Origin of the sequence: Azospirillum endophyticum (assembly GCF_016595245.1) — a bacterium.
GTDB classification, from domain to species: domain Bacteria; phylum Pseudomonadota; class Alphaproteobacteria; order Azospirillales; family Azospirillaceae; genus Azospirillum; species Azospirillum endophyticum.
Window position 1 is genome coordinate 57475 of the sequence record NZ_JAENHM010000035.1, and the last position, 16652, is coordinate 74126.

Consider the following 16652-nt stretch of genomic DNA (forward strand, 5'->3'; position numbering starts at 1 on the left):
TTCGGGGATGTGCGGGCACGTTCAATCCAACGCCCCGCGCTCTCCTCCCTTCCGGTCCTGGCCTTTCAACCGCCGGCGCGTGGTGTCAGGCGCTGACGCCGGCGATGCCGTTGGAGGGCTCGTTCCCCTGGGTGATGGTCCGGCCGATGTTGTGGGCTGCGGTCGCGTTCCCGGCGGTCTGGGGCTGGATTTCCGTGATCCGGGTGGAGATGTCCTCGGTCGCTTCGGCGGTCTGGTTGGCAAGCTGCCAGACCTCGTTCCCCATTTCCCGTTTTGCGGTCGGGAACCCTTCCTGCCGGACGACCGTTTTCGGGATGCGGCTGGATTCCGGCATGGGAGACGAAGCTTGGCAGGCGGCTTGACGGACTGGCTGGTGCAGGTGATGCACAACCTCCACTATGTCGGAATTTTCTTTCTCGTCGCGCTGGCGCGGGTTTTTCCGCCATTGCCGGCCGAATCCGTGATCCCGCTCGCCGGAATCGGCGCGGCGACGGGGGAGTTCACCCTGTTCGGAGTCGCCATCGCCGGCGGGCTCGGCTCCCTGGCCGGGCAGCTGGTATGGTTCCTGCCCAGCCGGCTGATGGGGCGCGACCGCCTGGAAGCCTTCCTGAAGAAATACGGACCCTGGCTGACGATCAACCCGAAGAAGGTGCGGCAGAGCACCGACTGGTTCGCCAAGCGCGGCGGGCTGGCCGTGCTGTTCTCGCAACCGGTGCCGGGGGTACGGACTCTGATCTCGATCCCGGCCGGCGCCTGCCGGATGTCGATCCTGAACTACGCGCTGGCCTCGGGCATCGGGTCGGTGCTGTGGACGCTGCTGCTGGCCTGGACCGGCTATATGCTGTCCACCTGGCCCTTCGCCCACCGGCTGGTCGGCTATTTCACCATCGGTCTGCTGGTGGTGCTGGTCGGGCTGTATCTGTGGCGGCTGACCAAGCAGCTGCATTTGCTGCGCAAGGGCGGCGTTAATCCGGAGGCGCCGACCGTCACGCCGTCACCGGGCTGCTGAGGACCGGCTGCCGAAGGCCGGCTGTCGAACCGCGATCAGGCCGTCGCCATCCCGACGATGCCGGTGGCGGCCATGCCCAGGGCCCACAGGCCGAACAGGCCGAGCGCCACGCCGGTGCAGTGGTTCAGCATGGCCAGCCCGCGGTCGGAGATGCGGTGGCGAACGGCGGCCACCCCCATCGCCAGCGTCATCCACCACAGGGACGAGCCGATGAAGACGCCCAGCACCAGGGTCGAGGCCTCCAGCCGGTCCAGCGTGCCGCCCAGGCCGAACCCGGCGAAGATGGCGATGAAGGCCATGATGGTCGCCGGGTTGGTCAGGGTCAGCGAGAGGCCGGTCATGAAGCCGGTGAACCAGGATTTGCTGTCGGGAGCCGTGGCGGCCTCCCGCTCGTCGGCGTCGGGATGCTGGCGGAAGGTGCGGACCGCCACCACGAGCAGGAAGATGCCGCCGACCAGCTGGAAGGCGATCTCGTGCCCGCGCAGGAAGCTGAGCGCCGCCGACACGCCGAAGGCGGCGATGGCGCCGTAGAAGGTGTCGGCCACGGCAGCGCCGAAGCCGGTGAAGAAGCCCATCAGGGGCCCGTGCCGCAGGGTGCGGCGGATGCACAGCAGACCGATCGGTCCGACGGGTGCGGCGATGGCGAATCCAAGAACGATTCCCTGCAAGAGCACCCAGACTTCGTCCACCGAGCGTCGCCTCCCGAGTTTCCCGTGGCCGGTCGTGCCGGTTTGCCGCGACCGGTTTGCCGCAACGACCATCGGCGGGGGTGATAAACGCCCCCGTCCCCGTCGTCAACCGGGGGCGCCCCGATTTGCTCCATCGTCTGGTCCGCTTTCCCTGTTGTGTGAAATGATGGCGCGGTTATCCTTTGGGTCAAGTTTCCGCAGTCGGGAGTGGGTGGGACATGAAGACGCGTATTCTTGCAGCCATGCTGGCGATGACCGCGGCCGGGGCCATCGGCGCCCCGGCTTTGGCCGACGAGTTCTCGCCGGCCGTGGTGTTCGACCAGGGCGGCAAGTTCGACAAGTCCTTCAACGAGGCGGCCTACAACGGCGCCGAGCGGTTCAAGAAGGAAACCGGCACCGCCTACCGCGAGTTCGAGATCACCAACGAGGGCCAGCGCGAACAGGCCATGCGCACGCTGGTCCGCCGCGGCGCCTCGGTCATCGTCGCCGTCGGTTTCTCCCAGACCGCGGCGGTGGACAAGGTTGCGAAGGAATCGCCCAAGACCAAGTTCTGCCTGATCGACGACAAGCTGGACGCCCCCAACGTGCAGTCCGTGACCTTCAAGGAGGAGGAGGGCTCCTTCCTGGTCGGCATGGCGGCGGCGCTGGCCTCGAAGACGGCCAAGGTCGGCTTCGTCGGCGGCATGGACATCCCGCTGATCCGCAACTTCCTGACCGGCTACGAGCAGGGCGTGAAGCATGTCGCGGCGGGCGACGAGGTGTTCGTCAACATGACCGGCACGACGCCGGCCGCCTGGAACGATCCCGGCCGCGGGGCGGAGCTGGCGAAGAGCCAGTTCGCGCGCGGCGCCGACGTCGTCTTCGCCGCGGCGGGCGCCACCGGCCTCGGCGTGCTGCAGGCGGCGGCCGATGCCGGCAAGCTGTCCATCGGCGTCGACAGCAACCAGAACCACGTCCATCCCGGCAGCGTCCTGACCTCGATGGTCAAGCGGGTCGACGTCGTCGTCTACGACTGCATGAAGTCGGCGAAGGACGGCAGCTGGAAGCCCGGCCACCGCGTCGTCGGGCTGAAGGAGGATGGCGTCGGCTATGCCCTGGACGACAACAACCGCAAGCTGATCGCGCCGGAGATGGAAGCGAAGCTGGAAGAGGCCAAGAAGCAGATCATCGCCGGCTCGCTGGCGGTCAAGCCGTATCAGCCCTGAGCCCGGCCCTGACTCTGGACCCGTCGATGCATCAGGAAAGCGCGCCGTCCGTCCGGTCCGGCCCGGCACCGGAAAGGATCGCCCTGGAGACGGTGGCGGTCAACAAGTGGTTCGGCACCAACCATGCCAACCGCGACGTGTCGCTGTCGGTGCCGGCCGGGACGATCCACGGGGTGATCGGCGAGAACGGCGCCGGCAAGTCGACGATCATGAGCATCGTCTACGGCTATCTGCGCGCCGACGGCGGGGAGATCCGGGTGAACGGCAATCCTGCCGCCATCCGGACGCCGCGCGACGCGCTGGCCGCCGGCATCGGCATGGTCCACCAGCACTTCATGCTGGTCGATCCCTTCAGCGTGCTGGAGAACGTGCTGCTGGGGGCGGAGGGCGGCGTCACGCTGGCCGGCGGCCTCGCCCGTGCCCGGGCCGAGCTGACCCGGCTGGCCCGCGACTATGGGCTTGAGGTCGATCTCGACAGCCCGGTGGGCGACCTGCCGGTCGGAGCCCAGCAGCGGGTGGAGATCCTGAAGGCGCTCTACCGCGGCGCCGACATCCTGATCCTGGACGAGCCCACCGGCGTGCTGACCCCGCAGGAGGCCGACCATCTGTTCCGCATCCTGCGGGCGCTGCGCCAGCAGGGCAAGACGGTGATCATCATCACCCACAAGCTCCGCGAGATCATGGAGCTGACCGACAACGTCACGGTGATGCGGCGCGGGCAGGTGGTCGCCAACGTCGCCACCCGCGACACCGGCCGGGAGCAGCTGGCGGAGCTGATGGTCGGCCGCAAGGTCCTGCTGCGCGTCGACAAGACCCCGGCGCGGCCGGGGGCGGAGGTGCTGCGCGTCGAGGGGTTGCGGGTGCGCGATCCTTCCGGCGTGGAGCGGGTGAAGGGCGTCGGCCTGTCGGTGCGGGCCGGCGAGATCGTCGGCATCGCCGGCGTGTCCGGCAACGGCCAGTCCGAACTGCTGGAGGCGCTGGCCGGCATGCGGCCGATCGCCGGCGGCGCCGTCCGCCTGCGCGGGGAGGAGCTGGCCGGCCGGCCGGGCCGCTTCAACGCCCGCGCGCTGCGTGGCCTGGGCGTCGGCCATGTGCCGGAGGACCGCCAGAAGGTCGGGCTGGTCACCAGCTTCTCGGCGGAGGAATGCTCGATCCTGGGCTTCCAGGACGATCCGGCCTGGAACGGCCGGCTGCTGCTGGACCGCGAGGCCATTGCCGCCGATTGCGCCCGCCGGATGGAGGAATACGACACCCGCCCGCGCGACGGCCGGCTGGCGGCGGCCAATTTCTCCGGCGGCAACCAGCAGAAGATCGTGCTGGCCCGCGAGATCGAGCGGAACCCCGACCTGCTGCTGGTCGGCCAGCCCACCCGCGGCGTCGACATCGGCGCCATCGAGTTTATCCACCGCCGGCTGGTGGCCTTGCGCGACCAGGGCAAGGCGATCCTGCTGGTGTCGGTCGAGCTGGATGAGATCCGGGCCCTGTCCGATCGCATCGTCGTCATGTTCGATGGGCACATCGTCGGCGAGGTGATGCCGGACCAGGCGGACGAGAAGACGCTGGGGCTGATGATGGCGGGCTGTGCATGATGGTGCGGCTTGCCGTCACCAGGGGACCGTCCGGCCCAGATAGTCGAGATATTCCAGTCCCGGCCTCTCCTGCTTGGCGAGAAGGACGTCCACCAGCTTGGGAATGCTGTCTTCGATCGACAGCGGCGCATCGGCACCGCCGAGCGCGGTGCGGATCCAGCCCGGTGCCATCACGGCGAGGGCACGGCCGGTGCCGGCTTCGCGCGCCGCGAAGCTGCGCATGAACATGTTCAGCGCCGCCTTGCTGCCGCGATAGAGCTCGCGCTGGCCGGAGACGTTGTTGGCGATGCTTCCCTGTCCGGAGGACATCGCTCCGATCAGCCCGGTGGCGGAGACGTTGCCCTCCAGGCTTTCGATGACCCGCATCGGGCCGAGGGCGTTGGTGAGCATGATATGGACGAATTCGTCGGTCGAGACCTCGCCGATGGTCTGGGAGGGGTCGCGGTTGGCGGTTCCGGCATTGACGAACAAGATGTCGAACTGCCTGCCCGACACCTTTTCGCGCAGGGCGGCCAGCTGATCGGGCGCGCAAATGTCCAGGCTTTCGATCTCGACCCGGCCGGGATGGTCGTCCGCCAGATCGTGGAGTTCGGTGCGGGCGCTTCCGCGCACCGTGCCGAGGACGCTCCAGCCCTTCTTCAGGAACTCCGCCGCCATGGCATGGCCGAGGCCGCGTGACGCGCCGACGAGAAGAATGCTGCGGCGAGACGTCTTGGGGAACTGTTGCATGGGATCGCGGCTTTCGCTGTGGATGTCCATGCCGATATGCGCGCCACCCGTCCTGTGCGCCAGACGCACAGGACGCAAAGATCGATTGTGTCCGGCGCTATGCGTCGGCTGGTATCCCGCCTATCTTGTGACCATGCGGGCCGTCGATTTGAACCTTCTCCTGCCGTTGGACGCGCTGCTCACCGAACGCAGCGTGACCGGTGCCGCCCGCCGTCTGGGCTTGAGCCCTTCCGCGATGAGCCGCACGCTGGCCCGCCTGCGCCGGGTGACGGGCGATCCACTGCTGGTCCAGGCCGGTCGCGGCCTCGTCCCCACGCCATACGCAGAGGAGATTTCCGGACAGGTCCATACGCTCTGCCGTGATGTGCAGGCGGTTCTTCGGCCCGCGGCCGGCCGGCTGGATCTGGCATCGGTCCATCGCACCTTCACCATCCGGGCCGGCCAGAGTTTTGTGGAGTTGCTGGCGGCGGCGGTGATGGCGGCGGTGGCGGAAGCCGCTCCGCATGTCCGCCTCCGTTTCGTGCCGAAGCCGGACAAGGAGGCGGATCCGCTGCGGGACGGGCGGGTCGACCTGGAGATCGGCGTGCTCGGAACCTCGGCGCCTGAATTGCTGACGCAGCTTCTGTTCCGCGACAGGCTGGTCGGCGTCGCCCGCAGCGGACACCCCATCCTCGCGGCCGGCACGGTGACGCCGGAGCGCTATGCCGCCTGCGGCCATGTCGCCGCATCGCGCCGGGGCGAGTTCCATGGACCGGTCGACGACGCGCTGGCGGAGCTGGGCCTGAGCCGCAGCGTGTCCCTGGTCGTTCCCCGCTATCCCGACGCGATGCGGGTCGCTGCCGGGTCGGACCTGATCGCGGCGGTGCCGCGCTCCTGCCTGGGCAACGGCCTTGCGGCCGACCACGCTGCCGGCCTGGGGCTGGAAAGTTTCGATCTGCCGGTCCGGACGGCGGAGTTCGCCATCTCCGCCATCTGGCATCCGCGCCTGCAAGCCGACCCGGCTCATCGCTGGCTGCGCGAGACCATCGCGACAGTGTGCCGGCGGGCCTATCCGCAGGAATGACCCGCGCCGCGTCCCCTGAACCGTTTACTTCGCGAAAAGCTGAGACATGTCGGCGAAGGCCTTGAACTCCAACGCGTTGCCGGCGGGGTCGAGGAAGAACATGGTGGACTGCTCGCCGACCTGACCCTTGAAGCGGGTATAGGGCTCGATCACGAACCTGATGCCGGCGGCCTTCAGCTTCTCGGCAAAGGCATCCCAGTCGGCGGGCTGCAGCACGACGCCGAAATGCGGGACCGGCACGTCATGGCCGTCCACCGGGTTGTGGTGGGCCGGAGCGGCATTGGGATCGCGCGGCTTCAGGTGGGCGACGATCTGGTGGCCGAACAGGTCGAAATCGATCCACTCGTCGCTGCTGCGCCCTTCCGGGCAGCCGAGCACGGTGCCGTAGAAATGGCGGGCGGCGGCCAGATCGTCGACCGGAAAAGCGATGTGGAAGGGCGTCAGCGTCGTCATCGGGGCGTGGCCTTTCGGGACCGTTTGGCAGATGGCTGTTGGTGGGCTCAGCAGAGCGTATCCCTTCGGACTTGACAAACGAGTTCTCGGGCAAAGATTTATGAGTTCAACTCATGATTCGGTTCGCCCATGCCCGACCGTGCCTCTGGACGCCATTTGCCGTCGCTCAATGCCGTTCGCAGCTTCGTCGCGGTGGCCCGCCATCTCAGCTTCACCAAGGCGGCCGACGAGCTGGCGGTGACCCAGGGGGCGGTCAGCCGCATGATGCAGACCCTGCAGGCGGATTTGGGCGTCGAGCTGTTCCGCCGCGTCGGCCGGGGGATCGAGCTGACGCCGACCGGGGCGGCCTTCTATGGCGAGGCGTCGGCGGCGCTCGACCGGATCGCCGCGGCCGCGCGGGCGGCCCGCGCGCAGGAGGGCGGGGTGCTGCGGGTCAGTGCGCTGCCCACCCTGACCCAGCGCTGGCTGATCCCCCGCCTGAAGGGCTTCCAGGCGGAGAACCCCGACATCCAGGTCGAGGTCAGCGTCGGCGAGCATCGCGTCGATTTCGCCAAGGAGCGCATCGACGTCGCCATCCGCTACGGCGTGGAGGAGTGGCCGGGAGCGGAGATGGCGACCCTGATGCCGGAGACGATGGGCATCTTCTGCGCGCCGTCGCTGCTGGAGCAGGGGCCGCCGCTGCGCCATCCCGCCGATCTGGCGCAGCACCGGCTGTTGCAGCACACCACCCGGCCCGATTCCTGGCGCGTCTACCTCGCCGCCTTCGGCCTGCCGCTGCCCGAGGCGGCGCTGTCGCTGGCCTTCGAACATTTCTTCATGATCATCGAAGCGGCGTCGGCGGGAATGGGGGTGGCTCTGCTGCCGGTCTTCCTCGCCGGTGACGATGTGGCATCCGGGCGGCTGGTCCAGCCCTTCGCCGAGACGCTCCGGCCGCGCGGCCGCTACCTGATCGCCCACGCGCCGGGGGCCGAGCGGGCACGTCGCGTGCGCCGCTTCAAGGAGTGGCTGCTGGCCGAGGTGGAGTAGGGCGCTACTCCAGCGTCCCGGCCGCCTCGTGACGGTCCTCCGCGGTCGCCATCAGGGTGTCCACCGCGATGCGGAGACCGGTGACCACCTGGTCCACCGCCATCGACGGGGATCCCGGATGGCGCACCGCCTGTTGCGGGGCCAGCGGGATGTGGACGAAGCCGACGCGCAAATCCGGCCGCCGCGCCGCCCGCAGATGGCAGGCGCCGTAGAACAGGTGGTTGCAGACGAAGCTGCCGGCGCTGTGCGACAGGCCGGCGGGTATGCCGGCGTCGCGCAGGGCGGCGGCGATGGCCTTCACCGGCAGGCTGGCGAAATAGGCCGCCGGTCCACCCGCCACCACCGCCCTGTCGACCGGCCGGTTGCCGGCATTGTCGGGGATGCGGGCATCGTCCAGATTGACCGCAACCCGTTCCAGCGAAAGCTCCGCCCTGTTCTGCGCCTGCCCGACGCCGAGCAGGGCGACCGGATCGGTCTCCGTCACCGCGCGGTCGAGCGCGTCGAGCGCGGCGCCGAAGACGCAGGGCATCAGTCGCGCGGCCACGCGGTGGCCGCGGCATTCCCAGCCGTCGAGCTGCCGTACCGCTTCCCAGGATGAGTTGACGGTCTCGCCACCGAACGGCTCGAAGCCGGTGAGCAGGATCGTCGGCATCAAGCCTGGTCCTTTTGCTCCCAGGGCGGCGTCTGCAGCGCCATGCCGTGGTTGCCGCGATAGGCCGCGACGTCCGGCGACGACCAGCCGGCCAGCAGCGCCGGATCCAGCCGGTAGACCTCGACGCCCAGCGGGCGGCAGACCTCCAGCGGGTCGCGGGCGTCCGGCCCCCACAGCGGCACGCTGAGATCGCCGCCGGGGCAGGTGGACAGGGCGCAGAGCAGGTCGATTTCGGCAAAGAATTCCAGGAAATCGCCCGTCTTGGCCGGGCAGGCCTTCATGAAATACTTGTCCTCGGCGTTCAGCCCGGTAACCTGGAAGACGTTCAGCACGTCATGCACGTCGAACTCGGTCAGGCCATAGGGGGCGACGGCGCGAGTCAGGTTCGAATGGCAGTGATGGTGGAAATCCTCGCCCGTCAGCATGCGGTTGACGTAGGGATCGCAGCGGGTGCCCAGCAGGTCGTGGACCCGCCCGCCATACTCGTCGATGCCGTAATCGGCCAGCGTGTCGTGGGTGATGGTCGCCAGCGGCCGCAGATAGGGCAGGGTCGACCACAGCCGGTCGAACATGCTGACATGCGCCTGCTGGAGCTGCCGCGTGCGCGAGGCCCAGAAGCGTTCGCGCGGGTTGTGGCGGTTCCAGATGTTGAGGTCGGCGACCTGCGGGCCCTCGACGGTGACGATGCGGAAGACATGGCCCGCCGGCACCGTCCAGGCCCGGCCGGAGCGGATCGGCACCACGAACTCGTCGACGAGCTCCCGCCCTGCGGTCTGCGACCCGATGCGCCCGTAGAAGGCGCGGTCGACATCGAGCGCCGATCCTTTGCTGGCCTGATAGGCGGCGGGATAGCTGGGCATGGCGGACTCCTGGCGGTGGACCGACGGCTTCAGGCCGGATGGCGATCATGGCGATGGACGACCATCCCGTGCAAGGGGGCTGGGCCGCCAGCCCCGGGGCGACCGCTCGGGAAATCCGGCAATCGCCGTCGATCCTCGCCCCATTGCCCACCCGTGGCGTTCGGGAGGGCCGAAGGCAGCACACGCTTGCACGGACAAGTCCTGCGAGTCCGGCCTCAGCCCCCCTCCGTCGCCGAAGAGGCCAGGGAAGGGCAGGGCGAGGCGATTTCCGTTTCCAGGTCACGGAAGCAGTCGCGCAACACCTCCCCGATCGGACGTCTGCCGCCCTCCCGGCTGAACATGTCGGACGACAGACGCGTCGCGCCGATGGCAAGCATCGCCACGAGCCGCAAACCGGTCGAGCGTGCAGGGTCGGGCCATCGCTCGCGCAAGGCGGCGAACAGCGTCTCCTCATGCTGGACGTAGCTGGCCTGCTTCCGCGCCTGGACTGCCTCGCTGGAGCGCATCAGTCGGTCGATCGCGATCATGTCATCGGTGTGGATCGAGGCGCAGACCTTCACGACCGCATCGCGGATGGCATCGAGTGGACGGGCGTCCGGCGGCGCCCGGCGGACCTCGTCTGCGATCATCTCGCCCATCCCGCTTTGCAGGGACAGCAGGATCTCGTCCTTAGACTTGAAATAGTAGAAGAAGGTCCGCCGCGAAATGCCCGCGGCTGCGGCGATCTCGTCGATCGTCGCCGCGTCGTAGCCCTTTTCGATGAACAGGCGGAGCCCGGCATCGGTGATGCGCTGCTGCGTTCCGCGGCGCTTGCGCTCCCGCAGGCCCTCGGAAAGGCCTTCCCGTACGTCGCGCTTCGGCAAGCGATTTAGCCCCTTGAAAATTACACTGAGTGCGATATCAATATTACACCAAGTGCAAAATTTTAGGAAGGCAGGATCTTGGCAAAGTGGACGGCATCGGACATTCCCCCGCAGGAGGGGCGCACGGCCATCGTCACCGGTACGGGCGGCCTCGGCTTCGAGAGCGCGCTGGCGCTGGCGCGGGCGGGTGCAGGGGTGGTCATCGCAGGCCGCAACCCGGACAAGGGAGAAGCCGCGGTAGCGCGGATCCGAACCGAAACGCCGTCCGCCCGGGTGCGGTTCGAACGGCTCGACCTTGCCAACCTCGAATCCATCGCGGAATTCGGCCACCGCCTGCAGGGGCAGCAGGACAGCCTGGATCTGCTCGTCAACAATGCCGGGGTCATGATGCCGCCCAACCGGCGCGAAACCGCGGACGGGTTCGAGTTGCAACTGGGCACCAATCATCTCGGCCACTTCGCGCTGACGGCGGCGCTGATGCCGATTCTGCGGAAGGGCGGCGCCCGCGTGGTTTCCCTGTCCAGCCTCGCGGCGCGCGGCGGCGCGATCGACTTCGACGATCTCAATGCCGAACGGAGCTATCGCCCGATGGCGGTCTACAGCCGGTCGAAGCTTGCCTGCCTGATGTTCGCCTTTGAGCTGCAGCGTCGCAGCGAGGCGAACGGCTGGGGCCTCTCAAGCGTCGCTGCGCATCCGGGCATCGCCCGCACGGATCTTCTGCACAATGCGCCCGGCCGATGGAGCCCGTCAGGCATCGCGCGGTCGCTCTTGTGGTTCCTGTTCCAACCGGCGGCGCAAGGTGCGCTGCCGACCCTGTTCGCGGCGACGGCGCCCGAGGCGAAGCCCGGGGTCTATTATGGACCGGACAGACTGAGCGAGACGCGTGGGCATCCATCGGAGGCGAGGGTTCCCGCCCAGGCCCGGGATCCATCGGTTTCGGCCCGCCTGTGGGAGGTCTCGCAGCAGCTTACCGGCTTTGCCTTCTGATGCGCCGCAGGCTGGTCTAAGCAGGTTTCTCCAGATCGGGCTACAGGCCCGGCCTGGAGAAACCTGCGGACTCTATGGTTTTGCAGGTTTTTCGAGCCCGCCCATCTGTGGGCGGAGTTCGGAAAACCTGCTTAGATGGTGGGCCGATGCAGGCCGCCCGCGTCCGGGCACCGTCCGGCGCCGCTGCAGCGTCTTGCGTTCACGGTGAAACGCACGGCGCTGCAAGCCGTTGCGCGGCGATCGGATCACGCTCCGGACCGATTCCCGGCGCAGCTGCGGTGGCGGTCGTCAGGCCGCGACGGCGGCGGCCAGGACGCGGGTCTGGCGGGCGACCTTTTCGAAGGCGCGCTCCTCGATCTGGCGGATGCGTTCGCGGCTGACGCCGTAGCGCACCGACAGATCTTCCAGGGTCAGCGGGCTGTCCGACAGGCGGCGGCTGGTCAGGATGTCGCGTTCTCGGTCGTTCAGCACGCCCATCGCCTCGTGCAGCAGGGCGCTGCGCTGGCGGGCCTCGCCGCGTTCGACCAGCGACTCCTCGACCGACGGGCGGTCGTCGGCCAGCAGATCCTGCCATTCGCCCGAATCGCCGTCGGCGCTCATCGGCGCATTGAGCGAGGCCACCGGCCCCGACAGGCGGCGGTTCATGGCGACGACGTCGTCCTCCGGCACCGACAGGTCGGTGGCGATGCGGGTGACGCTGTCGGGCTGCAGGTCGCCGCTGCCGTATTCGCCCAACTTCCGCTTCAGGCGGCCCAGGCTGAAGAACAGCTTCTTCTGCGCGGCGGTGGTGCCGATCTTCACGAGGCTCCAGGACCGCAGGATGTAATCCTGGATCGAGGCCTTGATCCACCACATCGCGTAGGTGGACAGGCGGAACCCGCGTTCCGGCTCGAATTTCTTGACGGCGGTCATCAGGCCGAGATTGCCCTCGGCGATCAGGTCGGACAGCGGCAGGCCGTAGCCGCGATAACCGCCGGCGATCTTGACGACCAGCCGAAGGTGGCTGGTGACCAGCTTGTGCGCCGCATCGACGTCGCCATGCTCGGTCCAGGCCTTGGCCAGCATATACTCGTCCTCGGCCGCCAGGACCGGGTAACGGTGCGTCTCGTTGATGTAGCGGGACAGGGATTCGCCGGAATCGGGCGAACGGAGCGCAATGGCGGTGCTCATGTCACATCCTCGTGCAAAGCGATATGACGGGTTCGAGGCTCCCATCCGGCGAACCTCGGCCTCTCCGGCGGAGCAGGCAGGGATATAGTACAAAATCGGTGCTGAAAGTCAAGCTTGGCGGTCAGGTATCGCGCGCAGCTATCAGGTGCGGCCACGCGCGGCGCGATCGTCATGCCCGGGCGCAGCCGCCGATTGACCTCCCTCAGTGCGGGGCAAACCGAAGCGTGGCAGGACTGCGCCGTCGCCGGGCACCATCGCAAGGGAACCGCAGGGCATGAAGATCGCCGTCGGCACCAAGGATTTCGAGACCATCGTCCCCCATGGCGGCCGCACCCGCCGCTTCCTGGTCTATGAGGCGGAGGCCGGAACCGATCCGGTCGAAACCGGCCGGATCGAACTGGCGGAAGCCGAGGTGCTGCACCTCTGCGGCGACGGCCGGCCGCACCCGATCGATGCGGTTCGGGTGGTCATCGCCGGCTCGTCCGGTGCCGGCTTCGTCGCCCATATGAAGCGGCGCGGCATCGAGCCGGTGACGACGACGGAGACCGATCCGGTCCGGGCGATCCGCGGCTGGTTCGCCGGCACGCTGGAACCGGCGCCCGAACCCGAGCACCCGCACGAGCATGATGACGGTGAGGGACGCGGCCACTGACAGGCCGGTCCGGCCGGCGACTCGGGCCGGCCACTCGGGTCCGTCGATCAGACCGGGAAGCTGACGCTGGCGGTGGTGCCGGCGGCGTCGCTGTCGGTTGACAGCGTGTCGCCGAGCTGGCCGGCCAGCGCCTCGGCCAGCATCAGCCCGTCTTCGGCGGTGGTGTCGAATCCGGCGGGCAGGGCGCGGCCATTGTCCTCCACCGTCAGGCGGGCGCGGCCGCTGTCGCCCTGCTGGCGCACGGTGATGCGGATCCAGCCGTCGTCGGGGAAGGCATGGTGAAGGCAGTTCGTCACCAGCTCCGCGATGATCAGGCCGAGCGGCATCGCCTCGTAAAGGCCGATCTGGATCGGGTCGGAGTTGACCGTCACCGGCACGCGCGACAGCGCGCCCGGCGTGCCCTCCCGCACCGCCTCGCACAGGGCGGTGACGTAGCGGCCGAGGTCCACATGGGTGCCGGCGCCGCTCTCGTGCAATTGACGGTAGAGGATCGCCAAGGCCTCGATGCGGACCATGGTCTGCTCGTAGGCGGCGCGGGCGTCCGGATCGCGGATGCGGCCGGCCTGCAGCTTCAGCAGGCTGATGACCAGCTGCAGGCTGTTCTTGGCGCGGTGCTGCAGTTCCCTCAGCTCCGCTTCCAGCTCCTGGATGCGTGCCGTCAGCCGGTCGGCCATGGACACGCCGGACATGCCGGTCGCGACGCCGTCGCCGGTCTGGTCCGGAGGAGAATAAGCGGCCTGCGACCGCGGAAGCATCGGCATGGGAACGGACTCGGCTCGGTCGTCACAGGTGGGCATCGTCGAAAACATTCGTCAATCTAAGCGCTTGTCCGCCCGGCCCCACCGGTTCTGAGGGAGTAACCCGCCGCGCCTAGCCGTTACGACGGGGGTCGGCACGACGGTTGCGCTGCATCCTGCCGTATGTCCGAGCAAAGCCCCAAAAGAAAGATTGTGTCCCTGGATTGCACTGACAAGAGTGGCGCGATGACGATGCGAAAATCCTCGGACCGGACCCTGCTGGCGTGGGGCCTGTCGTTGCTGGCCCTGTCGGGCGGCTGCGCCGCCATGGTCGGTGCCGGCGGTACGGACACCGAGTCGGTCACCGCCTCCGCGGTGCCGCTCGACCGTGGACGGCCGGACAGGAGTGTCGTCGGACCGCTGCGTTTCCTGGGCGGGCTGGACATCGCCGGCGGTGACCGGGTCGGCGGGCTGTCCGGCCTTTGGGTGGCCCCGGCCGGCGACCGCTTCGTCGCTGTCGGCGACACCGGGCTGGTGGTGGACGGCCGGCTGCGGACCGATGCCGATGGCCGGCTGGACGGTCTGTCCGAGGTCCATGCCCGCCCGCTGAGGGTGGAGGAGGGGGCGTCCCGCCGCAAGCGCCGCACCGATGCGGAGGATCTGACGCGCCTGCCCGACGGCGGCTGGCTGGTCTCGCTGGAGCGCGACCATCGCATCCTGCGCTACGGCGGCGGCGACCGGGGACCGGAGGGCACGCCGACACCGATTCCTCTGCCGTCGGGCATGGAGGACGCGCCGGAGAATGGCGGGCTGGAGGCGCTGACCCTCCTTTCCGACGGCCGGCTGCTGGCTGTCGAGGAGGGGGAGGACGATGGCCGCCGCGAGCGCCGCGCCTGGATCACGCGGGCGGGCCTTGCGGGGGACGGGGTGCCGCGCGGCGTCGCCGACTGGCAGCCCTTCACCTATCTTGCGGCGCCGCGCTACCGCCCGACCGCCGCCGCCCCGCTGCCGGACGGCGGCGCACTGGTTCTGGAACGCCGGGTGTCGCTGCTGGGAGGCTGGTCGTCGCGGCTGGTGCGCGTCGCGCCGCGGCAGCTTGCGGCCGGTGCGGTGGTGGCCGAGGCGGTGGTGGAGGGAGAGGAGCTTGGCCGCCTGGAGGCTCCCCTGGTGAACGACAATTTCGAAGGCATCGCCACCCGGCCGGGGCCGGCGGGACAAACGCTGGTCTATCTGGTCTCAGACAACAATTTCAGTTCGCTCCAGCGCACCTACCTTCTGTTGTTCGCCCTGCACGGCCCGTCCTCGTGACCTTGCTTTCCGACCAAAGTCGGAGGGTGTCCGCATCGTCCGGTGTTTGACAGCGGGGCGGCCCTTGCGGCTTGCTGGCCGGGAATGGTCGCAAGGGAAACAATCGTGGCAGCAAGCGATAAGTTCGGAAGCGCACCAAGTCCGGCTCCATCGGTGCCCGGCGCCGGGCGGGCGGCGGTGCTGACCCTGCTGGCGATGCTGGCCTTCGCCGCGAACTCCATCCTCTGCCGGCTGGCGCTGACCCAGACCGCCATCGACCCCGCCAGCTTCACCCTGGTGCGCATCGCCTCCGGCGCCGCCAGCCTGTGGCTGATCGCCCGCATCGCCGGGCATTCCAAATCCGGGGCCAAATCCGGGGCCAAACCCGGGTCCAAACCCGGGGCCAAATCGGGTGCGGGCAGCTGGCGCGGTGCCGCAGCGCTGCTGGCCTATGCCGCGGCCTTCTCCTTCGCCTATCTGACCATGACGGCGGGAACAGGGGCGCTGCTGCTGTTCGGGGCGGTGCAGGCCACCATGATCCTGGGCGGGCTGTCCCGCGGCGAGCGGCTGGCGCCGTTGCAATGGGGCGGGCTGGGGCTGGCGCTCGGCGGGTTGGCGCTGCTGCTGGCGCCGGGCCTGTCGGCACCGGACCCGCTGGGGGCGCTGCTGATGGTCGCGGCCGGAGCGGCCTGGGGCGTCTATTCGCTGCTTGGGCGGGCCAGCCGCGATCCGATCGCCACCACCGCCGGCAATTTCCTGCGGGCTGCACCGATGGCTGCGGTGCTGGCGCTGATGGCGGCACTGGCCGGTCCGCATGGGGGCGGCCATCTTCCAGGCGGAGGCCTGGGCTGGGACCGGGGTGGGCTGGTCTATGCGGTGCTGTCGGGAGCGCTGGCGTCGGGCGTCGGCTATTCCATCTGGTATGCCGCGCTTCCCGCGCTGACCGCCGCCCGCGCCGCCTCGGTCCAGTTGAGCGTGCCGGTCATCACCGCCCTTGCCGCGGTGCTGGCACTGGGCGAACGGATCACGCCGACGCTGGCGGTGTCGTCGATCGCCGTGCTGGGCGGCATCGCCCTGGTCATCACCGGGAAGACGCGGCGGGCCTGAGCGTCACCGGACTCGGTTCCTTCGCATCAGGCCGATGCGGTCCGTGCCCGGTCCAGCGCCTATAGGCGGACAGACGGGCTGGAATAGCGCTCCGCGGTCGAGTGGTCGACCGCGTTGAACGCGGCGGCGGCGCCCAGCGCGATCACGACCGCGGCGGCGAAGCCGAGGAGCATTGCCTTCATCCCGTCCCTCCCTGTCACCTGTTCGAAGTCACCTGTCCGAATTCGTCGGCATAAAAGCAAAGCCGCCGGAGCGGCGCAATCGGCGCTTTCCCGGATCCCGACGAGAGGCCGGAATCAGCCCCCGTCCGGGTCGACCAGCGTCAGCGCGATGACGTCGCTATCGATCAGCACCTTGCCCACATGCTCGAAATTGACGGTGATACGGTTGCGGATGGCCGATTGCACCTGCCCCAACCCCCAGTCGGGTTGGTCGGGATGGCGCACCCAGGCGCCCGGAACCAGCGAATCGTCCATGTCGCCCCCCATCCGTCACACTATTGTTCATAGGAAATGCGGCCGCCTGTGCGGCTGCGCCCGGAAAGTATAGAATCTCCGGCACCGCGCCGTCGCCG

Annotated in this window: 20 protein-coding genes; 9 read left to right on the forward strand and 11 right to left on the reverse strand. The window is 68.9% G+C overall.

Features of this window, described 5'->3' with window-relative positions:
* Window positions 1–85: 85 nt before the first annotated feature.
* Window positions 86–334 (reverse strand): hypothetical protein, encoded by a 249-nt coding sequence (locus tag JHL17_RS12090; RefSeq protein ID WP_200193382.1) that lies wholly within the window; start codon window positions 332–334, stop codon window positions 86–88.
* A gap of 12 nt (window positions 335–346) precedes the next feature.
* Here JHL17_RS12090 and JHL17_RS12095 point away from each other — a divergent pair, with 12 nt between their 5' ends.
* Window positions 347–1009, forward strand: coding sequence for a DedA family protein (locus tag JHL17_RS12095; RefSeq protein WP_200193383.1), 663 nt, complete (start codon window positions 347–349; stop codon window positions 1007–1009).
* Between the two features lie 35 nt (window positions 1010–1044).
* Here JHL17_RS12095 and JHL17_RS12100 read toward each other — a convergent pair whose 3' ends face one another.
* Window positions 1045–1698, reverse strand: coding sequence for a LysE family transporter (locus tag JHL17_RS12100; RefSeq protein ID WP_200193384.1), 654 nt, complete (start codon window positions 1696–1698; stop codon window positions 1045–1047).
* Between the two features lie 218 nt (window positions 1699–1916).
* Between JHL17_RS12100 and JHL17_RS12105 the strand changes: the two genes are divergently transcribed.
* Window positions 1917–2903: a BMP family lipoprotein gene (locus JHL17_RS12105; RefSeq protein WP_200193385.1), complete on the forward strand. Its 987-nt coding sequence runs from the start codon at window positions 1917–1919 to the stop codon at window positions 2901–2903.
* A gap of 26 nt (window positions 2904–2929) precedes the next feature.
* Window positions 2930–4492 (forward strand): ABC transporter ATP-binding protein, encoded by a 1563-nt coding sequence (locus JHL17_RS12110; RefSeq protein ID WP_211113396.1) that lies wholly within the window; start codon window positions 2930–2932, stop codon window positions 4490–4492.
* A gap of 15 nt (window positions 4493–4507) precedes the next feature.
* Here JHL17_RS12110 and JHL17_RS12115 read toward each other — a convergent pair whose 3' ends face one another.
* Complete coding sequence (locus JHL17_RS12115) at window positions 4508–5251, reverse strand: SDR family NAD(P)-dependent oxidoreductase (protein WP_247893487.1); 744 nt, start codon at window positions 5249–5251, stop codon at window positions 4508–4510.
* Between the two features lie 55 nt (window positions 5252–5306).
* On the opposite strand from JHL17_RS12115, the gene JHL17_RS12120 reads away from it, so the two are divergent.
* The gene (locus JHL17_RS12120) at window positions 5307–6284 is read left to right on the forward strand and encodes a LysR family transcriptional regulator (RefSeq protein ID WP_345773790.1); all 978 of its coding nucleotides are present in this window, start codon (window positions 5307–5309) and stop codon (window positions 6282–6284) included.
* Window positions 6285–6308: 24 nt separating this feature from the next.
* On the opposite strand, the gene JHL17_RS12125 is transcribed toward JHL17_RS12120, so the two are convergent.
* Window positions 6309–6737, reverse strand: coding sequence for a VOC family protein (locus JHL17_RS12125; RefSeq protein WP_200193386.1), 429 nt, complete (start codon window positions 6735–6737; stop codon window positions 6309–6311).
* Window positions 6738–6866: 129 nt separating this feature from the next.
* Between JHL17_RS12125 and gcvA the strand changes: the two genes are divergently transcribed.
* Window positions 6867–7763, forward strand: a complete 897-nt coding sequence (gcvA, locus tag JHL17_RS12130; protein ID WP_200193387.1) for a transcriptional regulator GcvA — start codon at window positions 6867–6869, stop codon at window positions 7761–7763.
* Between the two features lie 4 nt (window positions 7764–7767).
* On the opposite strand, the gene pcp is transcribed toward gcvA, so the two are convergent.
* The 3 genes from pcp to JHL17_RS12145 all read right to left on the reverse strand — a co-directional run bounded on the left by pcp (window position 7768) and on the right by JHL17_RS12145 (window position 10138).
* The gene (pcp, locus tag JHL17_RS12135; protein WP_200193388.1) at window positions 7768–8415 is read right to left on the reverse strand and encodes a pyroglutamyl-peptidase I; all 648 of its coding nucleotides are present in this window, start codon (window positions 8413–8415) and stop codon (window positions 7768–7770) included.
* Window positions 8415–9275, reverse strand: coding sequence for an urea carboxylase-associated family protein (locus JHL17_RS12140; protein ID WP_200193389.1), 861 nt, complete (start codon window positions 9273–9275; stop codon window positions 8415–8417). The genes pcp and JHL17_RS12140 overlap by 1 nt, the downstream gene beginning before the upstream one ends.
* Before the next feature lie 215 nt (window positions 9276–9490).
* Window positions 9491–10138 (reverse strand): TetR/AcrR family transcriptional regulator, encoded by a 648-nt coding sequence (locus JHL17_RS12145; RefSeq protein ID WP_200193391.1) that lies wholly within the window; start codon window positions 10136–10138, stop codon window positions 9491–9493.
* Between the two features lie 78 nt (window positions 10139–10216).
* Between JHL17_RS12145 and JHL17_RS12150 the strand changes: the two genes are divergently transcribed.
* On the forward strand, window positions 10217–11125 hold the full coding sequence (locus JHL17_RS12150; RefSeq protein WP_200193393.1) for an SDR family oxidoreductase: 909 nt from the start codon (window positions 10217–10219) through the stop codon (window positions 11123–11125).
* A gap of 288 nt (window positions 11126–11413) precedes the next feature.
* Here JHL17_RS12150 and rpoH read toward each other — a convergent pair whose 3' ends face one another.
* The gene (rpoH, locus tag JHL17_RS12155) at window positions 11414–12295 is read right to left on the reverse strand and encodes an RNA polymerase sigma factor RpoH (protein WP_200193395.1); all 882 of its coding nucleotides are present in this window, start codon (window positions 12293–12295) and stop codon (window positions 11414–11416) included.
* Window positions 12296–12569: 274 nt separating this feature from the next.
* On the opposite strand from rpoH, the gene JHL17_RS12160 reads away from it, so the two are divergent.
* Window positions 12570–12947, forward strand: coding sequence for a NifB/NifX family molybdenum-iron cluster-binding protein (locus tag JHL17_RS12160; protein ID WP_200193397.1), 378 nt, complete (start codon window positions 12570–12572; stop codon window positions 12945–12947).
* A 47-nt stretch (window positions 12948–12994) separates the two neighbouring features.
* Here the strand turns inward: JHL17_RS12160 and JHL17_RS12165 are convergent, their stop codons facing one another.
* Entirely contained in the window at window positions 12995–13708 is a 714-nt protein-coding gene (locus JHL17_RS12165) for a sensor histidine kinase (RefSeq protein WP_247893488.1), read from the reverse strand.
* Between the two features lie 222 nt (window positions 13709–13930).
* Here JHL17_RS12165 and JHL17_RS12170 point away from each other — a divergent pair, with 222 nt between their 5' ends.
* Window positions 13931–14992, forward strand: a complete 1062-nt coding sequence (locus tag JHL17_RS12170; protein ID WP_200193401.1) for an esterase-like activity of phytase family protein — start codon at window positions 13931–13933, stop codon at window positions 14990–14992.
* 105 nt (window positions 14993–15097) lie between these two features.
* The gene (locus tag JHL17_RS12175) at window positions 15098–16078 is read left to right on the forward strand and encodes a DMT family transporter (RefSeq protein ID WP_345773791.1); all 981 of its coding nucleotides are present in this window, start codon (window positions 15098–15100) and stop codon (window positions 16076–16078) included.
* 59 nt (window positions 16079–16137) lie between these two features.
* Here JHL17_RS12175 and JHL17_RS37605 read toward each other — a convergent pair whose 3' ends face one another.
* On the reverse strand, window positions 16138–16260 hold the full coding sequence (locus tag JHL17_RS37605) for a hypothetical protein (RefSeq protein ID WP_282189302.1): 123 nt from the start codon (window positions 16258–16260) through the stop codon (window positions 16138–16140).
* A gap of 114 nt (window positions 16261–16374) precedes the next feature.
* The gene (locus JHL17_RS12180; protein WP_200193405.1) at window positions 16375–16554 is read right to left on the reverse strand and encodes a DUF3553 domain-containing protein; all 180 of its coding nucleotides are present in this window, start codon (window positions 16552–16554) and stop codon (window positions 16375–16377) included.
* Window positions 16555–16652: the final 98 nt, after the last annotated feature.